25 protein-coding genes are annotated in these 22,930 nt (G+C 71.3%); 12 read left to right on the forward strand and 13 right to left on the reverse strand.

Annotated features, from left to right (window positions below; genetic code table 11):
• The first annotated feature begins 10 nt into the window (after nucleotides 1-10).
• The 4 genes from GQF42_RS10510 to GQF42_RS10525 all read left to right on the forward strand — a co-directional run bounded on the left by GQF42_RS10510 (nucleotide 11) and on the right by GQF42_RS10525 (nucleotide 4,563).
• Nucleotides 11-862: an FMN-binding protein gene (locus GQF42_RS10510; RefSeq protein WP_158919365.1), complete on the forward strand. Its 852-nt coding sequence runs from the start codon at nucleotides 11-13 to the stop codon at nucleotides 860-862.
• Nucleotides 855-1,658 carry an FAD:protein FMN transferase gene (locus GQF42_RS10515; protein WP_233273319.1) on the forward strand — a complete coding sequence of 268 codons (804 nt, stop codon included), beginning with the start codon at nucleotides 855-857 and terminating at the stop codon, nucleotides 1,656-1,658. The genes GQF42_RS10510 and GQF42_RS10515 overlap by 8 nt, the downstream gene beginning before the upstream one ends.
• Nucleotides 1,659-1,982: 324 nt before the next feature.
• On the forward strand, nucleotides 1,983-3,185 hold the full coding sequence (locus GQF42_RS10520; RefSeq protein WP_158918162.1) for an IS110 family RNA-guided transposase: 1,203 nt from the start codon (nucleotides 1,983-1,985) through the stop codon (nucleotides 3,183-3,185).
• Between the two features lie 298 nt (nucleotides 3,186-3,483).
• Nucleotides 3,484-4,563 (forward strand): IS110 family RNA-guided transposase, encoded by a 1,080-nt coding sequence (locus tag GQF42_RS10525; RefSeq protein WP_158918164.1) that lies wholly within the window; start codon nucleotides 3,484-3,486, stop codon nucleotides 4,561-4,563.
• Nucleotides 4,564-4,649: 86 nt separating this feature from the next.
• Here GQF42_RS10525 and GQF42_RS10530 read toward each other — a convergent pair whose 3' ends face one another.
• From GQF42_RS10530 to GQF42_RS10555, 6 genes are all read right to left on the reverse strand, one after another.
• Nucleotides 4,650-5,192, reverse strand: coding sequence for an arginine repressor (locus GQF42_RS10530; protein WP_158919366.1), 543 nt, complete (start codon nucleotides 5,190-5,192; stop codon nucleotides 4,650-4,652).
• Between the two features lie 7 nt (nucleotides 5,193-5,199).
• The gene (locus GQF42_RS10535) at nucleotides 5,200-6,408 is read right to left on the reverse strand and encodes an acetylornithine transaminase (RefSeq protein WP_158919367.1); all 1,209 of its coding nucleotides are present in this window, start codon (nucleotides 6,406-6,408) and stop codon (nucleotides 5,200-5,202) included.
• Nucleotides 6,405-7,313: an acetylglutamate kinase gene (argB, locus tag GQF42_RS10540; protein WP_158919368.1), complete on the reverse strand. Its 909-nt coding sequence runs from the start codon at nucleotides 7,311-7,313 to the stop codon at nucleotides 6,405-6,407. The genes GQF42_RS10535 and argB overlap by 4 nt, the downstream gene beginning before the upstream one ends.
• Nucleotides 7,310-8,461, reverse strand: a complete 1,152-nt coding sequence (gene argJ, locus GQF42_RS10545; RefSeq protein ID WP_158919369.1) for a bifunctional glutamate N-acetyltransferase/amino-acid acetyltransferase ArgJ — start codon at nucleotides 8,459-8,461, stop codon at nucleotides 7,310-7,312. Before argJ ends, argB begins: the two co-directional genes overlap by 4 nt.
• On the reverse strand, nucleotides 8,458-9,486 hold the full coding sequence (gene argC, locus GQF42_RS10550) for an N-acetyl-gamma-glutamyl-phosphate reductase (RefSeq protein WP_158919370.1): 1,029 nt from the start codon (nucleotides 9,484-9,486) through the stop codon (nucleotides 8,458-8,460). The genes argJ and argC overlap by 4 nt, the downstream gene beginning before the upstream one ends.
• Before the next feature lie 175 nt (nucleotides 9,487-9,661).
• On the reverse strand, nucleotides 9,662-10,249 hold the full coding sequence (locus GQF42_RS10555) for a CGNR zinc finger domain-containing protein (RefSeq protein WP_158919371.1): 588 nt from the start codon (nucleotides 10,247-10,249) through the stop codon (nucleotides 9,662-9,664).
• Between the two features lie 102 nt (nucleotides 10,250-10,351).
• On the opposite strand from GQF42_RS10555, the gene GQF42_RS10560 reads away from it, so the two are divergent.
• The 4 genes from GQF42_RS10560 to GQF42_RS10575 all read left to right on the forward strand — a co-directional run bounded on the left by GQF42_RS10560 (nucleotide 10,352) and on the right by GQF42_RS10575 (nucleotide 13,090).
• On the forward strand, nucleotides 10,352-11,584 hold the full coding sequence (locus GQF42_RS10560; protein ID WP_158919372.1) for a cysteine desulfurase: 1,233 nt from the start codon (nucleotides 10,352-10,354) through the stop codon (nucleotides 11,582-11,584).
• A 51-nt stretch (nucleotides 11,585-11,635) separates the two neighbouring features.
• Nucleotides 11,636-12,061 (forward strand): MerR family transcriptional regulator, encoded by a 426-nt coding sequence (locus tag GQF42_RS10565; RefSeq protein ID WP_158919373.1) that lies wholly within the window; start codon nucleotides 11,636-11,638, stop codon nucleotides 12,059-12,061.
• Nucleotides 12,058-12,495, forward strand: a complete 438-nt coding sequence (locus tag GQF42_RS10570) for a carboxymuconolactone decarboxylase family protein (RefSeq protein WP_158919374.1) — start codon at nucleotides 12,058-12,060, stop codon at nucleotides 12,493-12,495. Before GQF42_RS10565 ends, GQF42_RS10570 begins: the two co-directional genes overlap by 4 nt.
• A gap of 151 nt (nucleotides 12,496-12,646) precedes the next feature.
• Complete coding sequence (locus GQF42_RS10575; protein ID WP_158919375.1) at nucleotides 12,647-13,090, forward strand: DUF6314 family protein; 444 nt, start codon at nucleotides 12,647-12,649, stop codon at nucleotides 13,088-13,090.
• On the opposite strand, the gene GQF42_RS10580 is transcribed toward GQF42_RS10575, so the two are convergent.
• The 3 genes from GQF42_RS10580 to GQF42_RS10590 form a co-directional block, all read right to left on the reverse strand.
• Nucleotides 13,072-13,665 carry a histidine phosphatase family protein gene (locus tag GQF42_RS10580; protein WP_158919376.1) on the reverse strand — a complete coding sequence of 198 codons (594 nt, stop codon included), beginning with the start codon at nucleotides 13,663-13,665 and terminating at the stop codon, nucleotides 13,072-13,074. The genes GQF42_RS10575 and GQF42_RS10580 overlap by 19 nt on opposite strands.
• A gap of 119 nt (nucleotides 13,666-13,784) precedes the next feature.
• Entirely contained in the window at nucleotides 13,785-14,222 is a 438-nt protein-coding gene (locus GQF42_RS10585) for a GNAT family N-acetyltransferase (RefSeq protein ID WP_158919377.1), read from the reverse strand.
• 109 nt (nucleotides 14,223-14,331) lie between these two features.
• Complete coding sequence (locus tag GQF42_RS10590) at nucleotides 14,332-15,795, reverse strand: aminotransferase-like domain-containing protein (RefSeq protein ID WP_158919378.1); 1,464 nt, start codon at nucleotides 15,793-15,795, stop codon at nucleotides 14,332-14,334.
• Here GQF42_RS10590 and GQF42_RS10595 point away from each other — a divergent pair.
• The gene (locus tag GQF42_RS10595; protein WP_158919379.1) at nucleotides 15,794-16,705 is read left to right on the forward strand and encodes a DMT family transporter; all 912 of its coding nucleotides are present in this window, start codon (nucleotides 15,794-15,796) and stop codon (nucleotides 16,703-16,705) included. The genes GQF42_RS10590 and GQF42_RS10595 overlap by 2 nt on opposite strands.
• 19 nt (nucleotides 16,706-16,724) lie before the next feature.
• Nucleotides 16,725-16,922, forward strand: a complete 198-nt coding sequence (locus GQF42_RS10600; protein ID WP_158919380.1) for a DUF1918 domain-containing protein — start codon at nucleotides 16,725-16,727, stop codon at nucleotides 16,920-16,922.
• A gap of 1 nt (nucleotide 16,923) precedes the next feature.
• Here the strand turns inward: GQF42_RS10600 and GQF42_RS10605 are convergent, their stop codons facing one another.
• Complete coding sequence (locus tag GQF42_RS10605) at nucleotides 16,924-18,165, reverse strand: glycoside hydrolase family 10 protein (RefSeq protein WP_158919381.1); 1,242 nt, start codon at nucleotides 18,163-18,165, stop codon at nucleotides 16,924-16,926.
• A gap of 168 nt (nucleotides 18,166-18,333) precedes the next feature.
• Here GQF42_RS10605 and GQF42_RS10610 point away from each other — a divergent pair, with 168 nt between their 5' ends.
• On the forward strand, nucleotides 18,334-19,209 hold the full coding sequence (locus GQF42_RS10610; RefSeq protein ID WP_158919382.1) for a 3-hydroxybutyryl-CoA dehydrogenase: 876 nt from the start codon (nucleotides 18,334-18,336) through the stop codon (nucleotides 19,207-19,209).
• Nucleotides 19,210-19,402: 193 nt separating this feature from the next.
• Nucleotides 19,403-19,663: a hypothetical protein gene (locus GQF42_RS10615; protein WP_158919383.1), complete on the forward strand. Its 261-nt coding sequence runs from the start codon at nucleotides 19,403-19,405 to the stop codon at nucleotides 19,661-19,663.
• Between the two features lie 18 nt (nucleotides 19,664-19,681).
• On the opposite strand, the gene GQF42_RS10620 is transcribed toward GQF42_RS10615, so the two are convergent.
• The 3 genes from GQF42_RS10620 to GQF42_RS10630 all read right to left on the reverse strand — a co-directional run bounded on the left by GQF42_RS10620 (nucleotide 19,682) and on the right by GQF42_RS10630 (nucleotide 22,806).
• Nucleotides 19,682-20,218 carry an NUDIX hydrolase gene (locus tag GQF42_RS10620; protein ID WP_158919384.1) on the reverse strand — a complete coding sequence of 179 codons (537 nt, stop codon included), beginning with the start codon at nucleotides 20,216-20,218 and terminating at the stop codon, nucleotides 19,682-19,684.
• A 65-nt stretch (nucleotides 20,219-20,283) separates the two neighbouring features.
• On the reverse strand, nucleotides 20,284-21,624 hold the full coding sequence (locus tag GQF42_RS10625) for a transcriptional regulator (protein WP_158919385.1): 1,341 nt from the start codon (nucleotides 21,622-21,624) through the stop codon (nucleotides 20,284-20,286).
• Between the two features lie 102 nt (nucleotides 21,625-21,726).
• Complete coding sequence (locus tag GQF42_RS10630; protein WP_158919386.1) at nucleotides 21,727-22,806, reverse strand: PP2C family protein-serine/threonine phosphatase; 1,080 nt, start codon at nucleotides 22,804-22,806, stop codon at nucleotides 21,727-21,729.
• Nucleotides 22,807-22,930: the final 124 nt, after the last annotated feature.

Genomic DNA, 22,930 nt, shown 5'->3' on the forward strand with positions numbered 1-22,930 from the left:
TGTCACAGAGATGAGGAAGAGCCACCCCCTTCGGCGGATCGTGCTGGTCACGGCCGCGAGCGTGTCCGGCGTCGTGCTGCTGCTGTCGCTGAAGCCGGCATCCGATCCGACGTCGGCCGCGGCGGGCGCCGCCCCGCAGCAGACCGCGGGGGCGCAGGCCTCGACACAGGGCGGGACGCAGCCGGCCGGCGCGACCACCGGCACGGTGACCGGTGACGCGACGCAGACGCAGTACGGGGTCGTGCAGGTACGGCTGACCGTCGCGGGCGGGAAGATCACCCACGCACAGGCGGTCCAGGCGCCGAGGGGCGGCCTGAGCGACCAGAAGACGGCGAAGGCCGTCCCCAAGCTCAACCAGGAGGCCGTGGCGGCGCAGAGCGCCCGGATCGACGCGGTGTCCGGGGCGACGTACACGAGCAACGGCTACAAGAAGTCGCTCCAGTCGGCGCTGGACAGGATGAAGTCGGCCGGATCGGCGGGCTCCTCGGGCTCGGCAGGTGCTTCGGGTACCGCCGGCTCCTCGGGTTCTTCCGGCTCTTCCGGCTCCTCGCGTTCTTCGGGCTCCTCCGGCTCCTCGGGTGCCGCGCAGGCCCGTACGGTCACCGGGAAGGTCGCGCAGACCCAGTACGGTCCGGTGCAGGTGCGGATCACCGTGAGCGGCGGCAGGATCGCCCAGGCCTCGGCCGTCCAGGCACCCAAGGGCGGCCTGAGCGATCAGAAGACGGCGATGGCCGTCCCCAAGCTCAACCAGGAGGCCGTGGCGGCCGGAAGCGCGACCATCGACACCGTCTCCGGAGCCACCTACACCAGCACCGGCTACAAGCAGTCGCTCCAGTCGGCGCTGGACCAGGCCGGTGGCTGACACGGTGACCGGGCCGGCCGATGCTCCCGCCGCGGTGCGCCATGCGGAGGAGGTCATGGGGACGGTCTTCTCCTTCGACGTCCGCGGCGGGGAACACCGAGCGGTACACGCGGCGCTGGCGGAGGCGGTCGCGGGCCTGCACCGGGTCGACGCGCTCTTCTCCACCTACCGCGAGGACAGCGAGGTCTCCCGGCTGGCCCGGGGTGAACTGACCGTCGCCGAGTGCGCTCCCGAGCTGGCCGAGGTGCTGGAGCTGGCGGCCGAGGCGGAGCGGGTGAGCGAGGGCTGGTTCAGCCCGCGTTACCGGGGTGCCCTGGATCCCACCGGCATCGTCAAGGGCTGGGCCGCCGAGCGGGCGGCACGGCGGCTGGCGGAGGTCGACGGGGTGTGCGGGGTCAGCGTCAACGGCGGTGGGGACGTGCAGCTGCTCGGCTCCCCGGAGCCGCAGCGGCCGTGGCGGGTGGGGGTGGCCGATCCGCTGCGGCCGGGCGGCCTTGCGGCGGTGGTCTCGGCGGCGGGGGTGGCCGAGCTGTCGGTGGCGACCTCGGGTACGGCCGAGCGCGGCGCGCACATCGTGGATCCGCGCACGGGGAAGCCCGCGGTGACGGACCTGGTCGCCGTGACGGTGGTCGGGCCGCGGCTGACATGGGTGGACTGCTGGGCCACGGCGGCCTTCGCCATGGGCTCGCGGGCCGGATCCGCGTGGCTGGAGTCCCTGCCGGACGTGGAGGGCCTGCTGATCACCGCGGGCGACGAGGTGCGCTGCACCGGGGGGCTGGCGGCACGGCTGGGCTGACCGCGAGGTTTTCCGGCGAGGTTACCGGGAGTGGTCCTCGGACGGGATTGTCCGCCCCCCCCGTTATCTTCTTCGCGGTTCCGCAACGGGACCGCTGGCCTCCGGGCCCGGCATGACTGTTCCCCCCTGTCGAAGAGATGACCTGGGGGGTGGTGTCACCGGGCCCGGGAGGCGCCGTTGGAGACGCTGATGAGAGGTCCGACTACCGCCTGGCCTGGTGCAATGCCCGGCCGCTTGCGGGCGGCAGGTCTGCATAACGTGGATGCGCGCATACGACGCCAACGCCCTGGCCAGCACCGCACGAACCCCGTTCGGGAGGATGGGTTGGACGACATCGACGACGTGGGCGTCTTTCTCGGTCTGGACGTCGGCAAGAGCGCCCATCACGGGCACGGGCTGACCCCGGCCGGGAAGAAGGTCTTCGACAAGCAGCTGCCCAACAGCGAGCCGAAATTGCGGGCCGTCTTCGACAAGCTGGCCACGAAGTTCGGCACCGTGCTGGTGATCGTGGACCAGCCCGCCTCGATCGGAGCCCTGCCTCTGACGGTCGCCCGGGACGCCGGCTGCAAGGTTGCCTACCTGCCCGGACTCTCGATGCGGCGGATCGCCGATCTCTACCCGGGCGAGGCGAAGACCGACGCCCGCGACGCGGCCGTGATCGCTGACGCCGCGAGGACGATGCCGCACACCCTGCGCTCGCTGGAACTGACCGACGAGATCACCGCCGAGCTGACCGTGCTGGCGGGCTTCGACCAGGACCTGGCGGCAGAGGCCACCCGCACCTCCAACCGGATACGCGGCCTGCTCACCCAGTTCCACCCCAGCCTGGAACGCGTCCTCGGGCCGCGTCTGGACCACCCGGCCGTGACCTGGCTGCTGGAACGCTACGGATCTCCGGCCGCCCTGCGAAAGGCCGGTCGTCGCAGGCTGGTTGAAGTCATCCGGCCCAAGGCCCCGCGCATGGCTCAGCGACTGATCGACGAGATCTTCGACGCCCTCGACGAGCAGACCGTCGTCGTCCCCGGGACCGGCACGCTCGACCTCGTGATCCCGTCGCTGGCCCGCTCGCTAGCGGCCGTCCACGAACAGCGACGAGCTCTGGAAACACAGATCGGGCAACTGCTGGAGGCTCACCCTCTTTCCGCGGTCCTGACCTCGATTCCGGGGGTCGCGGTCAGGACCGCCGCCACTTTGCTGGTCACCGTCGGCGACGGCACCAGCTTCCCCACCGCCGCCCACCTGGCCTCCTACGCCGGCCTCGCACCGACGACGAAGTCGTCCGGGACCTCGATCCACGGCGAACACGCGCCCAGAGGCGGCAACCGGCAGCTCAAACGCGCGATGTTCCTGTCCGCATTCGCCGCCCTGCACGATCCCGCCTCCCGCACCTACTACGACCGCTGCCGAGCCCGCGGGAAGACCCACACCCAGGCACTTCTCCGCCTGGCACGCCAGCGGATCAACGTGCTGTTCGCGATGCTCCGCGACGGCACCTTCTACGAACCCAGAACCCCACGCCTCGCTTGACGAAATGTGAGTCTTCATCTGGCTGGTCCGGGACCGGCTGGCAGGGTTGACGTCGGTCGCCTCGTCGTAGTCGTGACTCGTGACAAAAGTGGCCCCCACGGGTGCCTTGCCTATGAACTGTCCGACTATGGCGGGCGGTCGGCGCCGACCCGGCCCACCTCGGTGGCCTGATAAGAAGCCTGCCCGGCCCCAAAGGGCCGTGGCCCGTCACAGTTCTGCCTCGAAGTGACCTCTCCCGGGCACGGCGCCGGTCCGCAGCGACCGGGACCACCGCCTCACGGAGAGGAACCCTGATCGCGTGAACACCATTGTCGCCCAGGCGCATTCATTCATCATCGGCGTCGACACCCACGCCAAAACGCACACTTACGCCGTGCTCGCCTCCAGTGGTGAGCACCTGGGCACGGAGGCATTCCCCAACACCCACGCTGGCAGGGCACGAGCCATCAACTGGGCTGGACGTCGCACTGGTGGAGACCTCGGTGCTCTGTGGGTGATCGAGGGGGCGGGCAGTTACGGAGCCCAGATCGCCCGCCAGACGGCACGCGCCGGCTACCAGGTGGTTGAAGCCGCCAGAATGGGCCGCGCCGGCCGCCGCGGCATCGGCAAATCCGACCCGATCGACGCCCGGCGGATAGCCGCTGCCGTGCTTCCGCTCCCCGAAGAACAGCTGCGCACTCCACGAATGGACGAGGGGGTTCGGGCGGCAGCACAGATCCTCCTCACCTCCCGGGACGAGCTCACCAGCGAGCGGACCAGGGCCGTGAACGCCTTGACTGCCCTTGTGCGCATCGCCGACCTCGGCATAGACGCCCGCCGTCCCCTCAGCGCCAGGCAGATCGGCGAAATCGCCCGCTGGCGCCCCCGTGAGGAGGACCTCGCCGCCACGACGGCCCGCACCGAGGCCGTCCGTCTGGCCAAGAGGATCCTCGCCCTTGACACGGAAATCGCGGACAACATGAACCGGATAGGCGAGCTCGTTGACGCCAGCCCTGCGGCCGGCCTCCCCGAGGAAACAGGGATCGGCCCCGTCACCGCTGCCACCGTCCTGGTCGCCTGGTCCCACCCGGGACGGGTCCGTGACGAGGCCGCGTTCGCCGCCCTCGCCGGAGTGAGCCCCATACCCGCCTCCTCGGGCAACACCACTCGCCACCGCCTCAATCGCGGCGGCGACAGGCGTCTCAACCGAGCTCTGAACGTCATCGCGATGGTCCGCATGGTGCATCACCCGCAAACCCGCGCCTACGTTGACCGACGGCGGGCCGAAGGCAAGACAGACCGCGAGATCCGCCGCTGCCTCAAGCGCTACCTCGCCCGACGCCTCTACCGTCATCTCAACAACGCCGCCGCGGCCGAATTGGGGGTTGACGGGACATAGAAGCTTCATAGAGGCACCCCCCCGCCCGCCCGTCGCGGAAGATCACCTTCCCGGTCTCCGCCGACGGGTGGGCGCCGTATGCGGGCTCAGTTCCCGTTCTGGGCCAGTCGCAGCAGATGGTCCGCCAGTGCCTGGCCGCCGGTCGGATTCCGGCTGATCAGCATCAGGGTGTCGTCACCGGCGATGGTGCCGAGGATGTCGTGCAGCTCGGCCTGGTCGATGGCCGAGGCGAGGAACTGGGCGGCACCCGGCGGGGTGCGCAGGACCACGAGGTTGGCCGAGGCCTCGGCGGAGATCAGCAGCTCCTGGGACAGGCGCCGCATCCGCTCCTCCTTCGCCGACTCGCCCAGCGGCGCACGCGGGGTGCGAAAGCCGCCCTCGCTCGGCACCGCGTAGATCAGGTCGCCGTCGGTGTTGCGGATCTTCACCGCGTTCAGCTCGTCGAGGTCCCGGGAGAGCGTCGCCTGGGTGACGCTCAGCCCGTCGTCGGCGAGCAGCTTGGCCAGCTGGCTCTGCGACCGCACCGGCTGCCGGTTGAGGATGTCCACGATCCGGCGGTGCCGTGCGGTGCGGGTCTGCGGTACGGCCGGGCCGGCACCCGCCTGGTCGTGTTCCTGCGACTCGCTCATCGTCGTCTCATTCTCCGGATCGTCCGTCCCCGTCCACCGGGTTCGCTGCGTCGAGGATGCCGGGCAGCGCCTCGAGCAGCGCACCCACCTCGTCGTCGCGGAGGTTCAGCGGCGGCATCAGCCGTACGACGTCCGGGGCGGGCGCGTTCACCAGGAACCCGGCCTCCTGGGCCGCCTGCTGCACCTGCTGTGCGCGCGGCCCGGTGAGCACGATACCCAGCAGCAGACCGGCACCCCGAACATAATCGATCAGCGGGTGGCCCAGCGCCTCGATTCCCTCGCGCAGCGCGGCGCTCTGCCGCTTGACGTTCTCCAGCAGGCCCTCGCCCTCGATGGTGTCGAGCACTGCGAGTCCCGCGGCGCAGGCGACGGGGTTGCCGCCGAAGGTCGTGCCGTGCTGGCCGGGCTGGAGCAGGTCGGCGGCGCGGCCGAAGGCCACGGTGGCGCCGAGCGGCAGTCCGCCGCCGAGCTGCTTGGCCAGGGTCACGACGTCGGGCAGCACGCCCTCGTGGGCCTGGTACTCGAACCAGGTGCCGGTGCGGCCGATGCCGGTCTGCACCTCGTCGAGGACCAGCAGGGCGCCGGTGGCGGCGGTGATCGCGCGGGCGGCCTTGAGGTAGCCGGGCGGGGGCACGACCACACCGTTCTCGCCCTGGACCGGCTCGATGACCACCAGGGCCGTCTCCTCGGTGACCGCGGCGGCCAGCGCCTGCGCGTCGCCGTAGGGGACGTGGGTGACGTCGGCGGGCAGCGGGCGGAACGGGTCCTGCTTGGCGGGCTGGCCGGTGAGCGCGAGGGCGCCCATCGTCCGGCCGTGGAAGCCGCCCTCCGTGGCGACGACGTGGGTGCGCCCGGTCAGCCGGCCGATCTTGAAGGCGGCCTCGTTCGCCTCGGCGCCGGAGTTGCAGAAGAAGACCCGGCCCTCGCGGCCGAAGAGCTGGAGCAGCCGTTCGGCGAGGGCGACGGTGGGCTCGGCCATGAAGAAGTTGGAGATGTGGCCGAGCGAGGCGATCTGCTCGGTGACGGCCTCGACGATCGCCGGGTGGGCGTGGCCGAGGGCGTTGGTGGCGATACCGCCGACGAAGTCGTAGTACTCCCGGCCCTCGGCGTCCCACACCTTCAGGCCGGCACCGCGCACGAGGGGCAGCCGCGGAGTGCCGTAGTTGTGCATGAGCGCGCCCTGCCACCGCGCGGTCAGCTCCTGGTTGCCCGTCATGACTTGTCCCCCTCGGCTTCGTCGGGCACGACCATGGTGCCGATGCCCTCGTCGGTGAAGATCTCCAGCAGGATCGAGTGCTGGACCCGGCCGTCGATGACGCGGGCTGTGCGCACGCCGCCTCGCACGGCGTGCAGACAGCCCTCCATCTTGGGCACCATGCCGGAACTCAACTCCGGCAGCAGTTTTTCCAGTTGGGACGCGGTGAGCCGGCTGATCACCTCGTCGGAGTGCGGCCAGTCCTCGTAGAGTCCCTCGACGTCGGTGAGGACCATGAGGGTTTCGGCGCCCAGAGCAGCAGCGAGTGCCGCAGCCGCCGTATCAGCATTGACGTTGTAGACATGTCCGTCGTCCTGGGAGCGGGCGATGGAGGAGACGACCGGGATCCGGCCGTCCGCGAGCAGGGCCTCGATCGCTCCGGTGTCGATCTCGGTGATCTCGCCGACCCGGCCGATGTCGACCGGCTCGCCGTCGATCTGCGGGGTGTGCCTCGTGGCGGTGATGGTGTGCGCGTCCTCGCCGGTGAGGCCGACGGCGAACGGGCCGTGCTGGTTGAGCAGGCCGACCAGCTCGCGCTGCACCTGGCCGGCCAGCACCATCCGTACGACGTCCATGGCGTCCTCGGTGGTGACGCGCAGGCCCGCCTTGAACTCGCTGACGATGCCGTGCCGGTCGAGGGCGGCGCTGATCTGCGGGCCGCCGCCGTGCACGACGACGGGCTTGAGGCCGGCGTGCCTGAGGAAGACGACGTCCTGGGCGAAGGCGGCCTTCAGGTCCTCGTCCACCATGGCGTTGCCGCCGAACTTGATGACGACGATCCTGCCGTGGTGCCGGGTGAGCCAGGGCAGCGCCTCGATGAGGATCTGGGCCTTCGGCAGGGCCGTGTGCTTACGCGTGGTGCTCATGAGGAGTAGGCGCTGTTCTCGTGGACGTACTCGGCGGTCAGGTCGTTGGTCCAGATCGTCGCGGTCTCGGTGCCCGCGGCCAGGTCGGCGACGACGTGCACCTCGCGGTAGCGCATGTCGACCTCCTCGCGGTCCTCGCCGACGGAGCCGTTCTTGCACACCCAGACGCCGTTGATGGCGACGTTCAGCCGGTCCGGCTCGAAGGCGGCGCTCGTCGTGCCGATCGCGGAGAGCACACGGCCCCAGTTGGGGTCCTCGCCGTGGATCGCGCACTTGAGGAGGTTGTTGCGGGCGATGGAGCGGCCCACCTCGACGGCGTCCTCCTCGGTGGCCGCGTTGACCACCTCGACCTTGATGTCCTTGCTGGCGCCCTCGGCGTCGCCGATGAGCTGCCGGCCGAGGTCGGCGCAGACGGCGCGGACCGCGTCGGCGAACTCCTCCTCCCCCGGGGTGATGCCCGAGGAGCCGGAGGCGAGCAGCAGGACGGTGTCGTTGGTGGACATGCAGCCGTCGGAGTCGACGCGGTCGAAGGTGACCTTGGTGGCGCCGCGCAGGGCCCGGTCCAGGGTCTCGCTGTCGACGTCGGCGTCGGTGGTGAGGACGACCAGCATGGTGGCGAGGCCGGGCGCGAGCATGCCGGCCCCCTTGGCCATGCCGCCCACCGTCCAGCCCTCCCCGGTGACCACGGAGGTCTTGTGGACGGTGTCGGTGGTCTTGATGGCGATGGCGGCCTTCTCACCGCCGTGCTCGGACAGCTGGGCGGCGGCCGTGTCGATGCCGGGCAGCAGCTTGTCCATGGGGAGCAGGACGCCGATGAGGCCGGTGGAGCAGACGGCGACCTCGATGGCGCCGCGGCCGAGCACCTCGGCGACCTTCTCGGCGGTGGCGTGGGTGTCCTGGAAGCCCTTGGGGCCCGTACAGGCGTTGGCACCCCCGGAGTTGAGGACGACCGCCGAGACCTGGCCGCTCCTGAGCACCTGCTCGGACCACTGCACCGGCGCGGCCTTCACACGGTTGGAGGTGAAGACACCGGCGGCGGCGCGGCGCGGCCCGTTGTTGACCACGAGGGCCAGGTCGGGGTTGCCGTTCTCCTTGATCCCGGCGGCGATGCCCGCCGCCGCGAATCCCTTGGCAGCCGTGACGCTCACGGTGCGACTCCGATCGTCGTAAGGCCAGTGGTCTCGTCGAGACCCAGGGCGATGTTCATGCTCTGGACGGCACCGCCCGCGGTGCCCTTGGTGAGGTTGTCGATGGCACTGATCGCGATGATGCGGCCCACGCTCTCGTCGTACGCGACCTGCACGTGAACGGCGTTGGAACCGTGGACGGACGCGGTCGCCGGCCACTGCCCCTCGGGGAGCAGCCGGACGAAGGGCTCGTCGGCGTAGGCCTTCTCGTAGGCGGCGCGGACGGAGTCCGCCGTCGCCCCCGCTACGGCCGACGCGCTGCACGTGGCGAGGATGCCCCGGGGCATCGGCGCCAGGGTCGGCGTGAAGGAGACGGCGATCCGCTCCCCGGCGGCCGAGCTGAGGTTCTGGATCATCTCGGGGGTGTGCCGGTGGCCGCCGCCGACGCCGTACGGCGACATGGAGCCCATGACCTCGCTGCCGAGCAGATGCGGCTTGGGGGCCTTGCCCGCGCCGGAGGTGCCGGACGCGGCGACGATCACCGCTTCGGGCTCGGCAAGTGAGGCCGCGTAGGCCGGGAACAGGGCGAGGGTGACGGCGGTGGGGTAACAACCGGGGACCGCGATGCGCCTGGCCCCTGTGAGCCGCGCACGGGCACCCGGCAGTTCGGGCAGGCCGTAGGGCCAGGTTCCGGCGTGCGCGGAGCCGTAGAACCGCTCCCAGTCGGCGGGGTCCTGCAGCCGGAAGTCGGCGCCCATGTCGACCACGAGGACATCGGGGCCGAGCCGCTCGGCGACGGCGGCGGACTGCCCGTGGGGCAGCGCCAGGAAGACCACGTCGTGACCGGCGAGGTTCCCGGCCGTGGTCTCGGCGAGGACCCGGTCGGCCAGCGGCAGCAGATGCGGCTGGAGCGCGCCGAGACGCTGGCCGGCGTTGGAGTTTCCGGTCAGGGCACCGATCTCGACCTCGGGGTGTGCGAGGAGCAGACGCAGGATCTCTCCGCCCGCGTATCCGCTCGCTCCGGCCACCGCCGCACGTACCGCCATGTCCATCCTCCTCTTGATGGCATGACTATACGTATCGCTGCAGTTTTATGCAATCAACTGCTGCGGAACGACGGCGTGCGCCGGTGATCAGGAAACTATGGGCAGGCTCCGGCGAGGACAACAGGAGTTTTCGCCATGGAAAAGCCCCACGGAAGGGCGGCCGACGGCGGCGCCGTCACCGGTCCTTGCGGGCCGCGTAGGCCCGGGCCGCCCGGACCCGGTTGCCGCATCGGGTGGTGCACCAGCGGCGGGCACCGTGGGAGCGCAGGAACCAGCGGGCGCACCCCTGAGCCGAACACTCGGCGAGCTGGGCGGCGTCGGCGCCGGTGAGGAGGTCGGCCGCGTCCTCGGCGAGCAGAAAGAGCGGCGCGGCGGCCGGGTTGCCGGCATCGGGGACGTCGGCACGGCGCGGGCCGTCGGCACCCCAGTCGAGCCGGGGGGTGGCGGGCGCGGCCGCGAGAGCCGCGTTCAGGGTGTCGAGGGGCGCGTCGGCCGGGTGCGTTCCGGTGGCCCGGGCCTCGAACAGGGCGCGCAGCGCCTCGCGCAGGGCGCACAGCCGGCCCGACTGCCTGCCGTCGAGGTCCACCCGGTCGGGCAGCAGCCCGTGCCGGACCAGCCACAGATGGGCGGCCTCGGTGCCGTCGAGCAGGTCGACCCGGCCGTGACTGACGGCGAACCGTGTGTTGACCAGCGCCAGCGAGACATAACGGTCCTCGCCGGGGACCGGGAGCTGATGCAGGTAGACAGAGGCCTCGTGATCCACGGTCCTGATGGTAATCCTTGCGGTTCTCCATGAGGAGGGCTTAGCGTGACTCACGGTGAATTTCCCGAAAGCCGTGAGAAGAACCGTGAGAGGTGAACCGCCGTGGCCTTCGACGTGGACGCGTTGCGCAAGGACTTCCCCATCCTGGAGCGGACCCTGGACGGTGGTGTCCCGCTCGTCTACCTGGACTCCGGCGCCACCACGCAGAAACCCCTGCAGGTCCTCGACGCCGAGCGGGACTTCTACCTGCACCGCAACGCGGCCGTGCACCGCGGCGCGCACCAGCTGGCGGGCGAGGCGACGGAGGCGTACGAGCAGGCCCGGGTCACGGTCGCCCGGTTCATCGGGGCCGCCGCCGCCGAGGTGGTCTTCACCCGCAACACCACCGAGGGCATCAATCTCGTCGCCTACGCCCTGGGCAACGCCGGCCGGCTCGGCCCCGGTGACCGGATCGTGGTGACGGAGATGGAGCATCACGCGAACCTGGTCCCCTGGCAGCAGCTCGCGGAGCGGACCGGGGCGCGGCTCGACTGGTTCGGTCTCACCGACGAGGGCCGGCTCGACCTCTCCCGGGCCGATGAGCTGCTGGACGAGCGCACCAAGGTGCTCGCCCTGAGCCATCAGTCCAACGTTCTCGGCACCATCAACCCGGTGCGCGAACTGGCCGACCGCGCCCATGCGTTCGGGACGCTGGTGGTCGTGGACGGTGCCCAGTCGGTGCCGCACCGTCCGGTCGACGTCACGGAACTGGGCGCGGACTTCCTCGCCTTCTCCGGGCACAAGATGCTCGGCCCGAACGGGGTCGGCGTGCTGTGGGGCCGCGCGGAGCTGCTCGCGGACCTGCCGCCGTTCCTCACCGGGGGCTCGATGATCGAGATCGTGGAGATGGACCGCACCACGTTCCTGCCACCGCCGCAGCGCTTCGAGGCGGGCGTGCCGATGACCTCCCAGGCAGTGGGCCTCGCGGCGGCGGTGGAGTACCTGGAGCGCCTCGGCATGGCGGAGGTCGCGGCGTACGAGGACACGCTCACCGCCCGCGCCCTGACCCTGCTCGCCGAAGTGCCGGGCGTGCGGATCGTCGGCCCCGCCGATCCCACCGGCCGGGGCTCGGCCGTCTCCTTCACGGTCGACGGCATCCACCCGCACGACGTCGGACAGGTACTGGACGAGCGGGGCGTGGCCGTCCGGGTCGGCCATCACTGCGCCCGGCCGATCGTCAGGCGCTACGGCATCCCGGCGACAACCCGGGCGAGCTTCTACGTGTACAACACCCCGGCCGAGGTGGACGCCCTGGTGGAAGGCGTCCGCGCAGCTCAAGAGTACTTCGGCAGATGATCGCGGAAAGACCTTGACCTGGAGCGCGCTCCAGGTTCTACCGTTGTTGTCATGACCAGCGGACAGCCTCTCCCGCAGGACCGGGAAGCGTCGTGGACCATCGCCCAGGTCGCCGAGCGCACGGGCCTGAGCCACGACACGTTGCGGTACTACGAGAAGGCCGGCCTGATCGAGCGGGTCGGCCGGACCACCGGCAACCAGCGTCGCTACGAGGCGGCGGACCTGCTCTGGCTGGAATTCCTGCTGCGGCTGCGCGAGACGGGCATGTCGATCTCCGACATGCAGCGTTACGCCCGGTTGCGGGCGGAAGGGGACACGACGGTCGCCGACCGGCTGGCGATGCTCCGGGAGCACCGCGCCGAACTGGCCGACCGCATGCGGGCACTGCGGCGCAACGCCTCCGCGCTGGACGACAAGATCGAGCACTATGAGCGGCTGCTGGACGAACAGCGGCCGGGAACGGACGAGCAGGCATGAGCGAGAGCACCACCCGTGAAGAGCGCTTCGCCCACGGCCTGGAGGTCCTCAAGAAGGTGGACGGCGAGGCCGGGCAGCGGGTCGTCGACTCGCTCGCCGACATCAGCCCCGAGCTGGGCCACCAGATCGTCACCTGGGCCTTCGGGGAGATCTACGACCGTCCCGGACTCGCCCCGCGCGACCGGCAGTTGGTCACCCTCGGCATGCTCACCGCGCTCGGCGGCTGCGAGGCCCAGCTGGACGTGCATGTGAACGCCGCCCTGAACGTGGGCCTCACGCCGGAGCAGATCACGGAGGCCCTGCTGCACTCCGCCGTCTACTGCGGCATACCCAAGGCGCTCAACGCGACCTTCGCCGCGAAGAAGGTCTTCGCCGAGCGTGGGCTGCTGCCGCTCGGACAGCGGCCCACGGGGCAGCCGGCTGCTTCTGCCTGATCCCGGGGAACGTGACGGAGTCCGCCGGGAAGGTGCAGGTGAACGCACCGGACCGCGGTCTGTGCTGCGAACGGCACAATGCCGCACGGCAGAATAGGGAAGAGGTACGGGCACGCCTGCGGGGCGGGCGGTGCCGGGAAGGAGTGCGGCGATGGGAGAGTTCTGGCCGGTCGCCGATGTGCTGGCCCATCTGGCCGGACGCTGGCGTGTCGAGCGGAGCGTGCACGATCGGGCGAGCGGGGACGAGGGACGCTTCGTCGGGGCGACCCTCTTCGGCCCGCTGGCCGGCGGCGGGCTGCTGCACGAGGAGTCCGGGGACTTCACCTGGCAGGGCGTGACCCGGCCCGCGACCCGGACGCTGCGCTTCCTGCCGGGGGCCGCCCCGGGCACGGCCGACGTACGCTTCGCCGACGGACGGCCCTTCCACCTGCTGGACCTCGGCACGGGGCGGTACGTCGCCGACCATCCGTGCGCGGCCGATCTCTACCGGGGTGAGTTCACCGTTCCGGACGCCGACCACTGGCGCACCGTCTGGCGCGTCGGCGGACCCGCGAAAGACCTCCTGCTCACCACCGACTACGTGCGCGAGGGCTGAGCGGAAGCGGCGTCGAAGCGGAGGTTCCAGCGGCCCGCGCGGCCGGTCACGCTGGTCGTGGACAGCGGGCGCACGTCGATGTTCCAGTAGGTCGCGGGCGGCGCCTTCAGGGCGTAGACCAGGGCCGCACGGACCACGGCGGGTTCGGCGACGGCGACGATCCGGGCACCGTCCTCCGCCGGCCGGGTGTCGAGCCAGCCGCCGACCCGGGAGATGAACGCCAGCAGGGACTCGCCGCCGTGCGGGGTGGCACGGGGATCGGCGAGCCAGGCGTCCACCGCGTCCGGCTCGCGGGCCATCGCCTCGCCCAGGGTCAGCCCGCGCCAGCGGCCCATGTCGCAGTCCCGCAGCGCCGGCTGGACCAGCGGGGTGTACCCCAGGACGTCACCGGTGGCCCGGCTGCGCGGGGTCGGCGAACAGTAGCGCAGCTCGGCGCCGGCCAGCGGCAGCAGGTCCCCGGCGACGCGCTGCACCTCGTCCCAGCCGGCCTGGTCCAGCGGCCGGTCGTCCTCGAAGCGCTCCGCGAGCAGCGGGGCGCTGCGCGCGGCGGCGACAAAGGTCACCCTCAGTGGCATGCGGTGATGGTGAGCCGCGACGGAACGCAGGTCAAGGGGTGTTGCCTGTGAGTTACGCCGGGTGTGCGGGCGCCTACTCGAAAAGTCTCCGTTCGGAAGGCTCCTGCTCGAAAGGTTCCTCACTCGAAGAGGTGGATCATCCACTCCTCGGGCCGCTCCAGCGGAGCGAAGCCCACCTTCTCGTACACCGCGTGCGCGTCCGCCGTGGCGAGCAGCATGCGGCGCAGGCCGTACGGCTTCAGGTGATCACGGACGCGGCCGACGAAGGCCGTGCCGACACCCTTGCCGCGCACCGACGGGTCGACGTACACATCGGCGAGCCAGGCGAACAGCGCCTGATCGGTGACCACGCGCGCGTACGCCACCTGCTCCCCGGTGGCCGTGTCGTACATCCCGAAGTTGATCGACGACGCCATCGCCCGCTCGTGCTTCTCGCGGGGCCGGCCGATCGCCCAGTAGGCGTCGGTGGACAGCCAGCCATGGACGCGCTCGACGTCCACGCGGGCGGTGTCGGCCGAGAACTCGTAGCCGTCGGGGAGGTCCGATGTCTCGCTCATCGGATGATGATCGCAGGGATGTCAGTGGCACCTGACATCCTTTTCGTTCGTCGTCGCCCTCGGCCGAGTTCGCGTCGCCGGAGTTCGGCAGCGCCCGGGTGATTCTGCCCTAGAACACCTCGTCGCAGGCCGCCCGCAGCCGCCGCACACCCTCCGTGATCTCTCCGGTCCCGGCCACCGCCGCGAAGCTCAGCCGCAGGTGGGCGGCAGGGGGTTCGGCGCTGAAGTACGGGCGGCCCGGGGTGAGGGCGACGCCCGCGCGCAGGGCGGCCGCGGTGAGCGCGGACTCTCCCCCGGAGCCGAAAGCCTGGTCGGTGCCCCCAGTGCCGTCGGGCAGGCGCAGCCAGAGGTGGTAGCCGCCGGACGGGATGTGCGGCAGGGCGAGTTCGGGCAGGTGCGTCGCGAGCGCGGCCGTCATCGCGTCGCGCCGTTCCTTCAACTCGGCCGACAGCGCCCGCAGATGGCGCGGCCAGGCCGGGGAGCCCACCAGTTCCAGGGCCGCCTCCTGCAGCGGCCGGGGCACGAAGAAGCTGTCCACGACCTGGATGGCGCGCAGGCGCTCCAGCACCGGCCCGTGCGCGGCCAGGGCGCTCACCCGGAAACTGGGCGAGGTCGCCTTGGTCAGTGAGCCGACGTGCACAACAACGCCGTCCGGGTCGTCGGCGGCCAGCGGGCGGGGCAGCGGGCCCGCGTCGGCGTGCACGAGGCGCCGCACGAAGTCGTCCTCGACGACGAACGCGCCGGCCTCACGGGCGATGCGCAGCACCTCGGCGCGCCGCTCGGGGGCCAGCACGGCACCGGTCGGGTTCTGGAACAGGGGCTGGCAGACGAACACCCGGGCACCACTGGCCCGGAAGGCGTCCGCGAGCAGCTCGGGCCGCACGCCGTCGGGGTCCACGGGCACCGGTACCGGGCGCAGTCCGGCGGCGCGCGCGAGCGCCAGCATGCCCGGGTAGGTCGGTGACTCCACGAGCACGGGGGCGCCGGGCGGGGCGAGCGCGCGCAGGGCGGTGGCCAGGGCGGACTGCCCGCCCGCCGCGATCAGCACCTCGGCTGCGGTGACGGCCCCGCCGATGCCGCGCGCGAACCATTCCCGCAGCTCGGGCAGCCCCTCCAGGGGCGGCCTCCCCCAGACGCCGGGCCGCCGTCCGGCCCGGGCCAGGGCCGCCGCCATGGCCCGCTCGGGCTGGAGGGAGGGGTGCAGATAGCCGCCGTTGAACTCCAGCACACCGGGCGGCGGGACGGCCAGCGAGACCGTGACCCCCGAGGCGTCCACCGTGCGCGGGACGAGTTCGGCGGCGCCGTCGGCGCTCAGCGCGACCTCCTGCCAGGAGGTGTCCCCGGCCGGGGTCCCCGCCGCGCGCGGCCGGGCCCGGAAGGCACCGGCCCCGGGCCGGGTGACCACCAGCCCCTCGGCGGCCAGCTGGGCCAGCGCCCGCGAGACGGTCACCGGACTCACCCGGAACCGCTCGACCAGCGCCCGGCTCGACGGGAGCTTTCCCCCTGGAGAGTAGCGGTCAAGGTCCCTTCGGAGAAGATCCGCCAATTCGCTGACACTGCTACGCTGATGCATGAAGACACAGAGTAGCGCTACTGCATCAACTTCGATAGCGGTCACCGCTCCGCGCGAGCGGCGTGGCCCCGGCACCGCCCTGGCCCTCCTCGGTGTCGCCTCCTTCTCCCTGACCTTCCCGGCCACCGCCTGGGGCCTGGAGGGGTTCGGCCCGTGGTCGCTGGTGGCCGCGCGCTGTGTCCTCGCCGCACTCGTCGCGGGCGGCTGTCTGCTGGCCCTGCGCGTGCCGCTGCCCGAGCGGCGGCATCTGCCCGGGCTTGCCGTCGTCGGCGCCGGTGTCGTGCTCGGCTTCCCGCTGCTGACCACACTCGCCCTGGAGACCTCCACCACCGCGCACGCCGCCGTCGTGGTGGGGCTCCTGCCGCTGACCACCGCGGTGCTCTCGTCGGTGCGCATGGGCAGCCGCCACTCGCGCCGGTTCTGGCTGGCCGCCCTCGCGGGGGCCGCGGCCGTGGTCGTCTTCACCCTCACCCAGAACGGCGGCGCGCTCACGGCCGCCGACGGCTGTCTCTTCGCGGCCCTGCTGGTGTGCGCGGCCGGATACACCGAGGGCGGGCGACTGGCCCGGATGATGCCGGGCTGGCAGGTCATCGGCTGGGCGCTGGTGCTGTGCACGCCGCTGACCGTGCCGATCGCCGCGGTGGCGCTGACGTCCGAGCCCGTGCATCCGACCTGGCACGGGATCGTGGGTCTGCTGTGGGTGGCGCTGGGCTCGCAGTTCCTCGGCCTGATCGTCTGGTACCGGGGGATGGCGGTCATCGGGATCCCCCGGGCCAGCCAGTTGCAGTTGGCTCAGCCGCTGCTCACACTGGTGTGGTCGGCGCTGCTGCTGGGCGAGCAGTTCACGGCGGCGGCTCCCCTGACCGCCGTCGCAGTGCTCGTGTGCATCGCCGTCACTCAGCGGTCGTGATCGTGAGGAGGACCGGCAGATGCGCGCATCCAAGGGTGACCACCTGGTCCAGCACGGCAGGGTGGTCGGCCAACACGACCATGAAGTAGAAGTCGTCGAAGTACTCGGCCCCGAGGGCACCCCGCCCTACCGCGTCCGGTCCGAGAACGGGCACGAGTCGATCATGTCCCCCGGACCCGACTGCCAGGTCAAGCACAAGGAAGAGCGGCGGCGCTAGCTCACCGTGGTGGCTTCGCCGATCGCTCGTAGTGATCGGCGACCACACGCGCCATCGCACCGATCGGGTCGGCCGCCACGTCCTTCGCGGCGAAGAACACATGCCCGCGCACCTGCGGGCGGCGGGCGGCAAGGGTGAGGTGCCGGGACAGCTCGACGGGATCCTGCCAGGCCGAGGGCTGCCCGGCGGCACCCGCCTTGTACAGGGCCTCGCCGATGTACAGGCGGGTCCTCGTGCCCTTCGCGACCGCCGCCCACCAGTCGACGAGTTTCGCGTAGTCGGCGGCGGCGAAGCCGATGTTCCAGTACAGCTGCGGAACGATGTAGTCGATCCAGTGCTCGCGGACCCATCTGCGGGTGTCCGCGCACAGGTCGTCGTACGTCTGCACGCCCGCCTGGGTGTCGGAGCCGCGCGGGTCGGTCGAGGCGTTGCGCCACACCCCGAAGGGGCTGATCCCGAACCGGGTGCCGGGCCGCACCCGCCGGATGCCGGCGGCCATCTCCTGCACCAGTTTGTTGATGTTGTCCCGCCGCCACGCGGCCCGGCTGCCGAAGTCACCGCCGTAGCGGTCGTAGGCCTCGTCGTCGTCGAACGTCTGCCCGGCGACCGGGTAAGGGTAGAAGTAGTCGTCGAAGTGGACGGCGTCGACCGGGTACTTCGCGACCGCGTCGAGCATCGCCCGCCGGACGAAGGCCCGGACCTGAGGCAGGCCCGGGTTGTAGTAGAGCTTGCCGCCGTAGGCCACCACCCAGTCGGGGTGCTCCCGGGCCGGGTGCGTGGGGGCCAGCCGGTCGAGGTCGGTGTCGAGTGCGATCCGGTACGGATTGCACCAGGCGTGCAGCTCCAGGCCCCGGGCGTGGGCCTCCCGCACGGCGGTGCCCAGCGGGTCCCAGCCTGGATCCCGGCCCTGCGTTCCGGCGAGGAACTCGGACCAGGGCTCGTAGGGGGACGGCCACAGGGCATCGGCAGTGGGCCGCACCTGGAGGATCACCGTGTTGAGCCGGTCACGGACCGCCCTGTCCAGATGGGCGATCAGCTCCCTGCACTGCTCGTCGGCCGGCAGTCCGGGCTGGGACGGCCAGTCCCGGTTCGCGACCGTCGCGACCCACACGCCGCGCATCTCGGTGGTGCCCCGTGGCCGGCGCACCGGCGCTCCGGCACCCGGCAGCGCCACCGCGCCCGGCGCCGTGACCAGCGACGTCAGTGCCGCCAAGGCGAAGGCCCGCCGTGACAGTGGCCCCATCCGTACACCCCCACACGCTCAGGATCCGCTCCGTCACGGATCGTCCCGGGCTCCAGGATGCCCCTACCCGCGCGATCGATCATCGATACTTGGCGGTAACGTGCACGGTCGGAGCAGGCACCGAAACCCGGAGGTCTGCGAGTGCCGTAGATCAGCGAAGGGGTCGATGTGACGGGCATCCCAGCGGGAGACATTGCGCGCGTCGGAGTCGTGGGCTGCGGCCAGATGGGCGCGGGCATCGCCGAGGTGTGCGCCCGCGCCGGACTGGACGTGAAGGTCGCCGAGACCACCGGTGAGGCGCTGGAGATCGGCCGTACCCGGCTGTTCAACTCCCTGTCCAAGGCTGCCGAGCGCGGCAAGATCACCGAGGAGGAGCGGGACTCCACGCAGGCGCGGCTGAGCTTCACCACGGACCTCGGCGAGTTCGCCGACCGCGACCTGGTGATCGAGGCCGTCGTGGAGAGCGAGCCGGTGAAGACGGAGATCTTCCAGGTGCTCGACCAGGTGGTGACCCGGCCGGACGCGATCCTGGCCTCCAACACCTCCTCGATCCCGCTGGTGAAGCTGGCCGTCGCCACCTCCCGCCCGGACCACGTGGTCGGCATCCACTTCTTCAACCCGGCCCCGGTGCAGAAGCTGGTCGAGCTGATCCCGGCGCTCACCACCTCCGAGGGCACCCTCAGCCGCGCCCAGCTCTTCGCCGAGAAGGTGCTCGGCAAGCACGCCATCCGGGCCCAGGACCGCTCCGGCTTCGTGGTCAACGCACTGCTCGTGCCCTACCTGCTCTCCGCGATCCGGATGTTCGAGTCGGGCATCGCCAGCCGCGAGGACATCGACAACGGCATGGAGATGGGCTGCGCCCACCCGATGGGCCCGCTGAGGCTGTCCGACCTGATCGGCCTGGACACCATCGTCTCGATCGCCAACTCGATGTACGCCGAGTACAAGGAGCCGCTGTACGCCGCTCCCCCGCTGCTGCAGCGCATGGTCGAGGCGGGCCGGCTGGGCCGGAAGACCGGCTCGGGCTTCTACACCTACGCCTGATCACACAGAGCTACTCCTTACTGCCCGGCACCGCACTCGGTGCCGGGCTCATCTGTTTCACACACCGTGTGCGCGCCGGGCACGCATATGCCCGTCGCACACGCTCCCCACGCGTCCACCAGGCGAGTTGACTCCTCATGCGCATGCAAGGGATGCGGAACCATCCGTACCGACTACCGAAAGGAGCCGACCCGTGACCGCCGATCAGGAGCATCCCGTGGTTCAGGAAGAACTCGCAGAGTTACGGCGCCGCCTCGATGTGGCCTACGCCAAGGTCGAGGGAGGGCTGGCGCTGCTCAGTCACCGCACCAAGGAGACCGCCAAGGAACTGGACGAGCTGAACTCCCGCCTGGTCTCGCTCGAACACGCGCGCTGGCCGCTGCCCTCGCTGGCCGCGCTCACGGCCGTGGGGTCGCTCGTCGTGACGGTCTGGCAGGCCGTCTCGGCCCGTTAGGCCCGCCCCGGCCTCCTGTCAGCCTTCGGCGAGCCTGAGGTGGTGCAGCAGCAGTAACGCGGCCGCCATGTTGGCGGCCGGGACCTCCCCACGGGCGATCATGTCGGGGACGAGTTTGAGGGGGACCCATTCCCGGCGGTCCGACTCGAAGTCGTCCACGGGATGTCCGACGTACTCGCCCCGGTCGGACCAGTAGATGTGGTGCCGGGCGTCGCAGAGGCCGTTGGACGGCTCCACGGTCATGAGGTGGTGCAGGGGCCCCGGCCGCCAGCCGGTCTCCTCCTCCAGCTCCCGGGCGGCCGCCACGGCGATGTCCTCGCCGTCCTCGACGACACCCGCGGGCAGCTCCCAGCCCCAGCTGTCGGTGATGAAGCGGTGCCGCCACAGCAGCAGCACCTCGTTGGCCTCGTTGACGACCGTGGCCACGGCCACGGGCCGCAGCCGGATCAGGAAGTGGTCGAGGTGCCGGCCGTCCGGCAGCTCGACATCAGCGAGATTGACGCTGAACCAGCGATTTTCATACACAGTTTGCTCGTTCTGTTTCGTCCACTGCACGGTTCTGCCACCTTCCGTCGAGTAAGTGGCAATATCGCAGCAGGGACGGAGTACCCACAGGGGGCCTACAGCGGTACGCGCAGTGCTCCGTCGATGAGTTCGGCGGCCTCGGCCGTGCCGGCCGAGCCGCAGTTCACCAGGTGCTCGCGCACCGTGCGGAGTCTGTCGCGCAGCCGCTGGGACTCCATTCCGCGCGCCTGCTCGGCCATCTGCACGGCGGTCGCCACCGCCTTGTCGGCCTGGCCCTGGCGCAGCTCGATCGTGCACAGCATGGCGAGCCGGTGCACCCGCCCCCGGTCGTGGGCGGGGTTGTCGACGGCCGCCGCCGCATGCTCCCGGGCGGCGGCGAGTTCACCGAGACTGAGCAACGCCTCGGCCACCTGCACGTTGACCAGGCCCGGTTGCACGTACCCGGTCTCGTCGGGTTCGTACCCGCGCCGGATCCGCTCGGCGGCCGTCTCCGCGCGCCGGATGCAGGACAGGGCACTGCCGGCGTCGCCGAGGTGGGCGTACGCCTTCGCCTGCATCGCGTACAGGTCGGAGGCGAGCGCCGGGGTGATGTGCCGGCCGGCGGCCCGCAGCGCGGCCTCCGCGAAGGCGACGGCCTGCCGGTACTCCCGCATGTACAGCGACTGGTTGACCAGCAGCGCTATCACATAGGCCCCAAGTCCCCGGTCACCGCTGGCCTTTGCGAGTCTGAGGGCCTGGTGGAAGTAGCGCTGGGCGAGCCCGTGCGCGTCGGAGTCGTAGGCGCAGATGCCCGCGACCGCCACCAACCCGCCGGTCGCCCGGTGCAGTTGACGCCCGGTGGCGTCGGTGTAGCTGCCGCGCAGCAGGGGCGCCGCCTCGGCGTTGAGGAAACCCACGATCCGGGTGCGGGTCGCGATGCCGCCGGCCTTGCGGTACATCTGCTCGTAGTGCGTGCGGGCGGCGCGCAGCATCGCGATGTCGGCCGTGGTGACCCGGTGCCGGCCGCCACGGGAGACGTCGACGTCCTCGGGCGGGTTCTCCCACTCCCACACCGGCATGACCGCCGGGGTCCCGGTGACGGCAGCGGCGTCCAGCACATGCGGCCGCTGCTGTTCGTCCGAGCGCCACAGGGCGGTCGCCCGCTCCACGAAGCCGGACAGCGACCCGGCGTGCGCGGCGCTCGGTTCCCCGGGCACCCCGAGGCCGATGTCGTCGAGGGTCACCGGCCGCTGCAGCCGCCCGGCCAGCACTTCGCAGATCAGATCGGGCACCTGGCCGCGCGGCCGCTGCCCCTTCAACCACCGCGCCACGGCGGTGTGTTCGTAGCGGAGCACGAGGCCCCGTCGGCGTCCGGCCTGGTTGACGTGCGCGGCGAGTCCGGCGTGCGAGATCCCCGCCTCGTCCAGGATCGCGTCGAGCAGAGTGTTGGGCTGCATGGGATGCCCCCCGAGTGGCCTGGTGCCGTTCAGCGTAGTGTGCGTGCCTTCACACGGGGTGTGAACGGAACACCTGAATCCGCACCGTGTGCGCGGTGTCGCTCAGCGTGTTCTCCCGGTTGACTGAGGTCCCGGCCAAGCTTCCGGCTCCCCCTCGAAAAGCGGCGGCTTGGCCGGGTCGAAGGACGCGGTTCCCCGCACCATCGACGTGCACATCCTGGCCCGGCCGTTCCGCAGGACCAGGACCGCGATGTCGTCCGTCGGGCTGCCCGCCGTGTGCTGCAGGAGGGCGGTGAAGACCGTGCGCAGCACCGACTGCGGTGAGACCGGTTGACTGCGTACCGCATCCCGCAGCGCTGTCGGCAGCGAGAAGAAGCGGCCCTTGGCATCCCTGGCGTCCTCCGCCCCGTCCGTGAAGAGGACCAGGGACTCTCCCGGGAGCAGATGCCCGCAGGAGTGGGCCTTCAGTTCCGTCGGCAACGGGAACGGACCCAGCGGCGGCAGCGGCTCGAGGCGGCTCAGCGGCTCGACACTCGTACCGCTGAGCCGGTACGGCCACGGATGGCCGCAGTTGAAGGCGCGCAGTTCGCCGTCCCGGCCGATCTCCAGGAGCAGGACGGTGACGAACTCCTCCGTGACCGGGTGTTCGGTGCGGGCCCGTTCGCTCAGGTGGCGGGCGAGTGCGCGGTCCAACCGGCGCAGGACGCGGCCGAGTTCGGGCTCGTCGTGGGCGGCCTCGCGGAAGCTGCCGAGGACGGCGGCGACCGTGCCGAGGGCGCCCAGACCGTGTCCTCGTACGTCACCCATGACCACCCGCACCCCGTGCTCGGTGGCGACCGCCTCGTACAGATCCCCGCCGACGCAGGCGGCCCGGTCCGCGGAGAGCTGGGCGGCGGCGACGTTCAGCCCGTCGAGCCACGGGGGCAGGGGGCGCAGTACGACGCTCTGCGCGGCCCGCGCCACCCGGCGGGCCTGCCGCAGTTCACGCACCAGAGCCCGGCGGACATGGAGTATCAGCCCGGTACCGACGGCGAAGAAGACGGCGCTGGTGACGATGCGCGCGCCGAGCCCGTCCTGCTGGGAAAGCGGGCAGCCGAACTTGTAGGCGACCGCCGCACCGCCCCAGACGATGGGCAGTACGGCTCCCCGTGCGGTGGGTGCCCGTGCCTTGATGCGGATCATGCCTCTGGTCCCCCATGAGTCCCTGACAGAGCAGACGGACCGGCCCCGAAAGGCCGGTCCGATTCTGTCGAGGGCATGGCCCAGGAGGACCAGATCGCCTGCGATTCCCACCCAAATGAGTGAT

This window comes from Streptomyces broussonetiae (assembly GCF_009796285.1).
Taxonomy (GTDB): Bacteria; Actinomycetota; Actinomycetes; order Streptomycetales; family Streptomycetaceae; genus Streptomyces; species Streptomyces broussonetiae.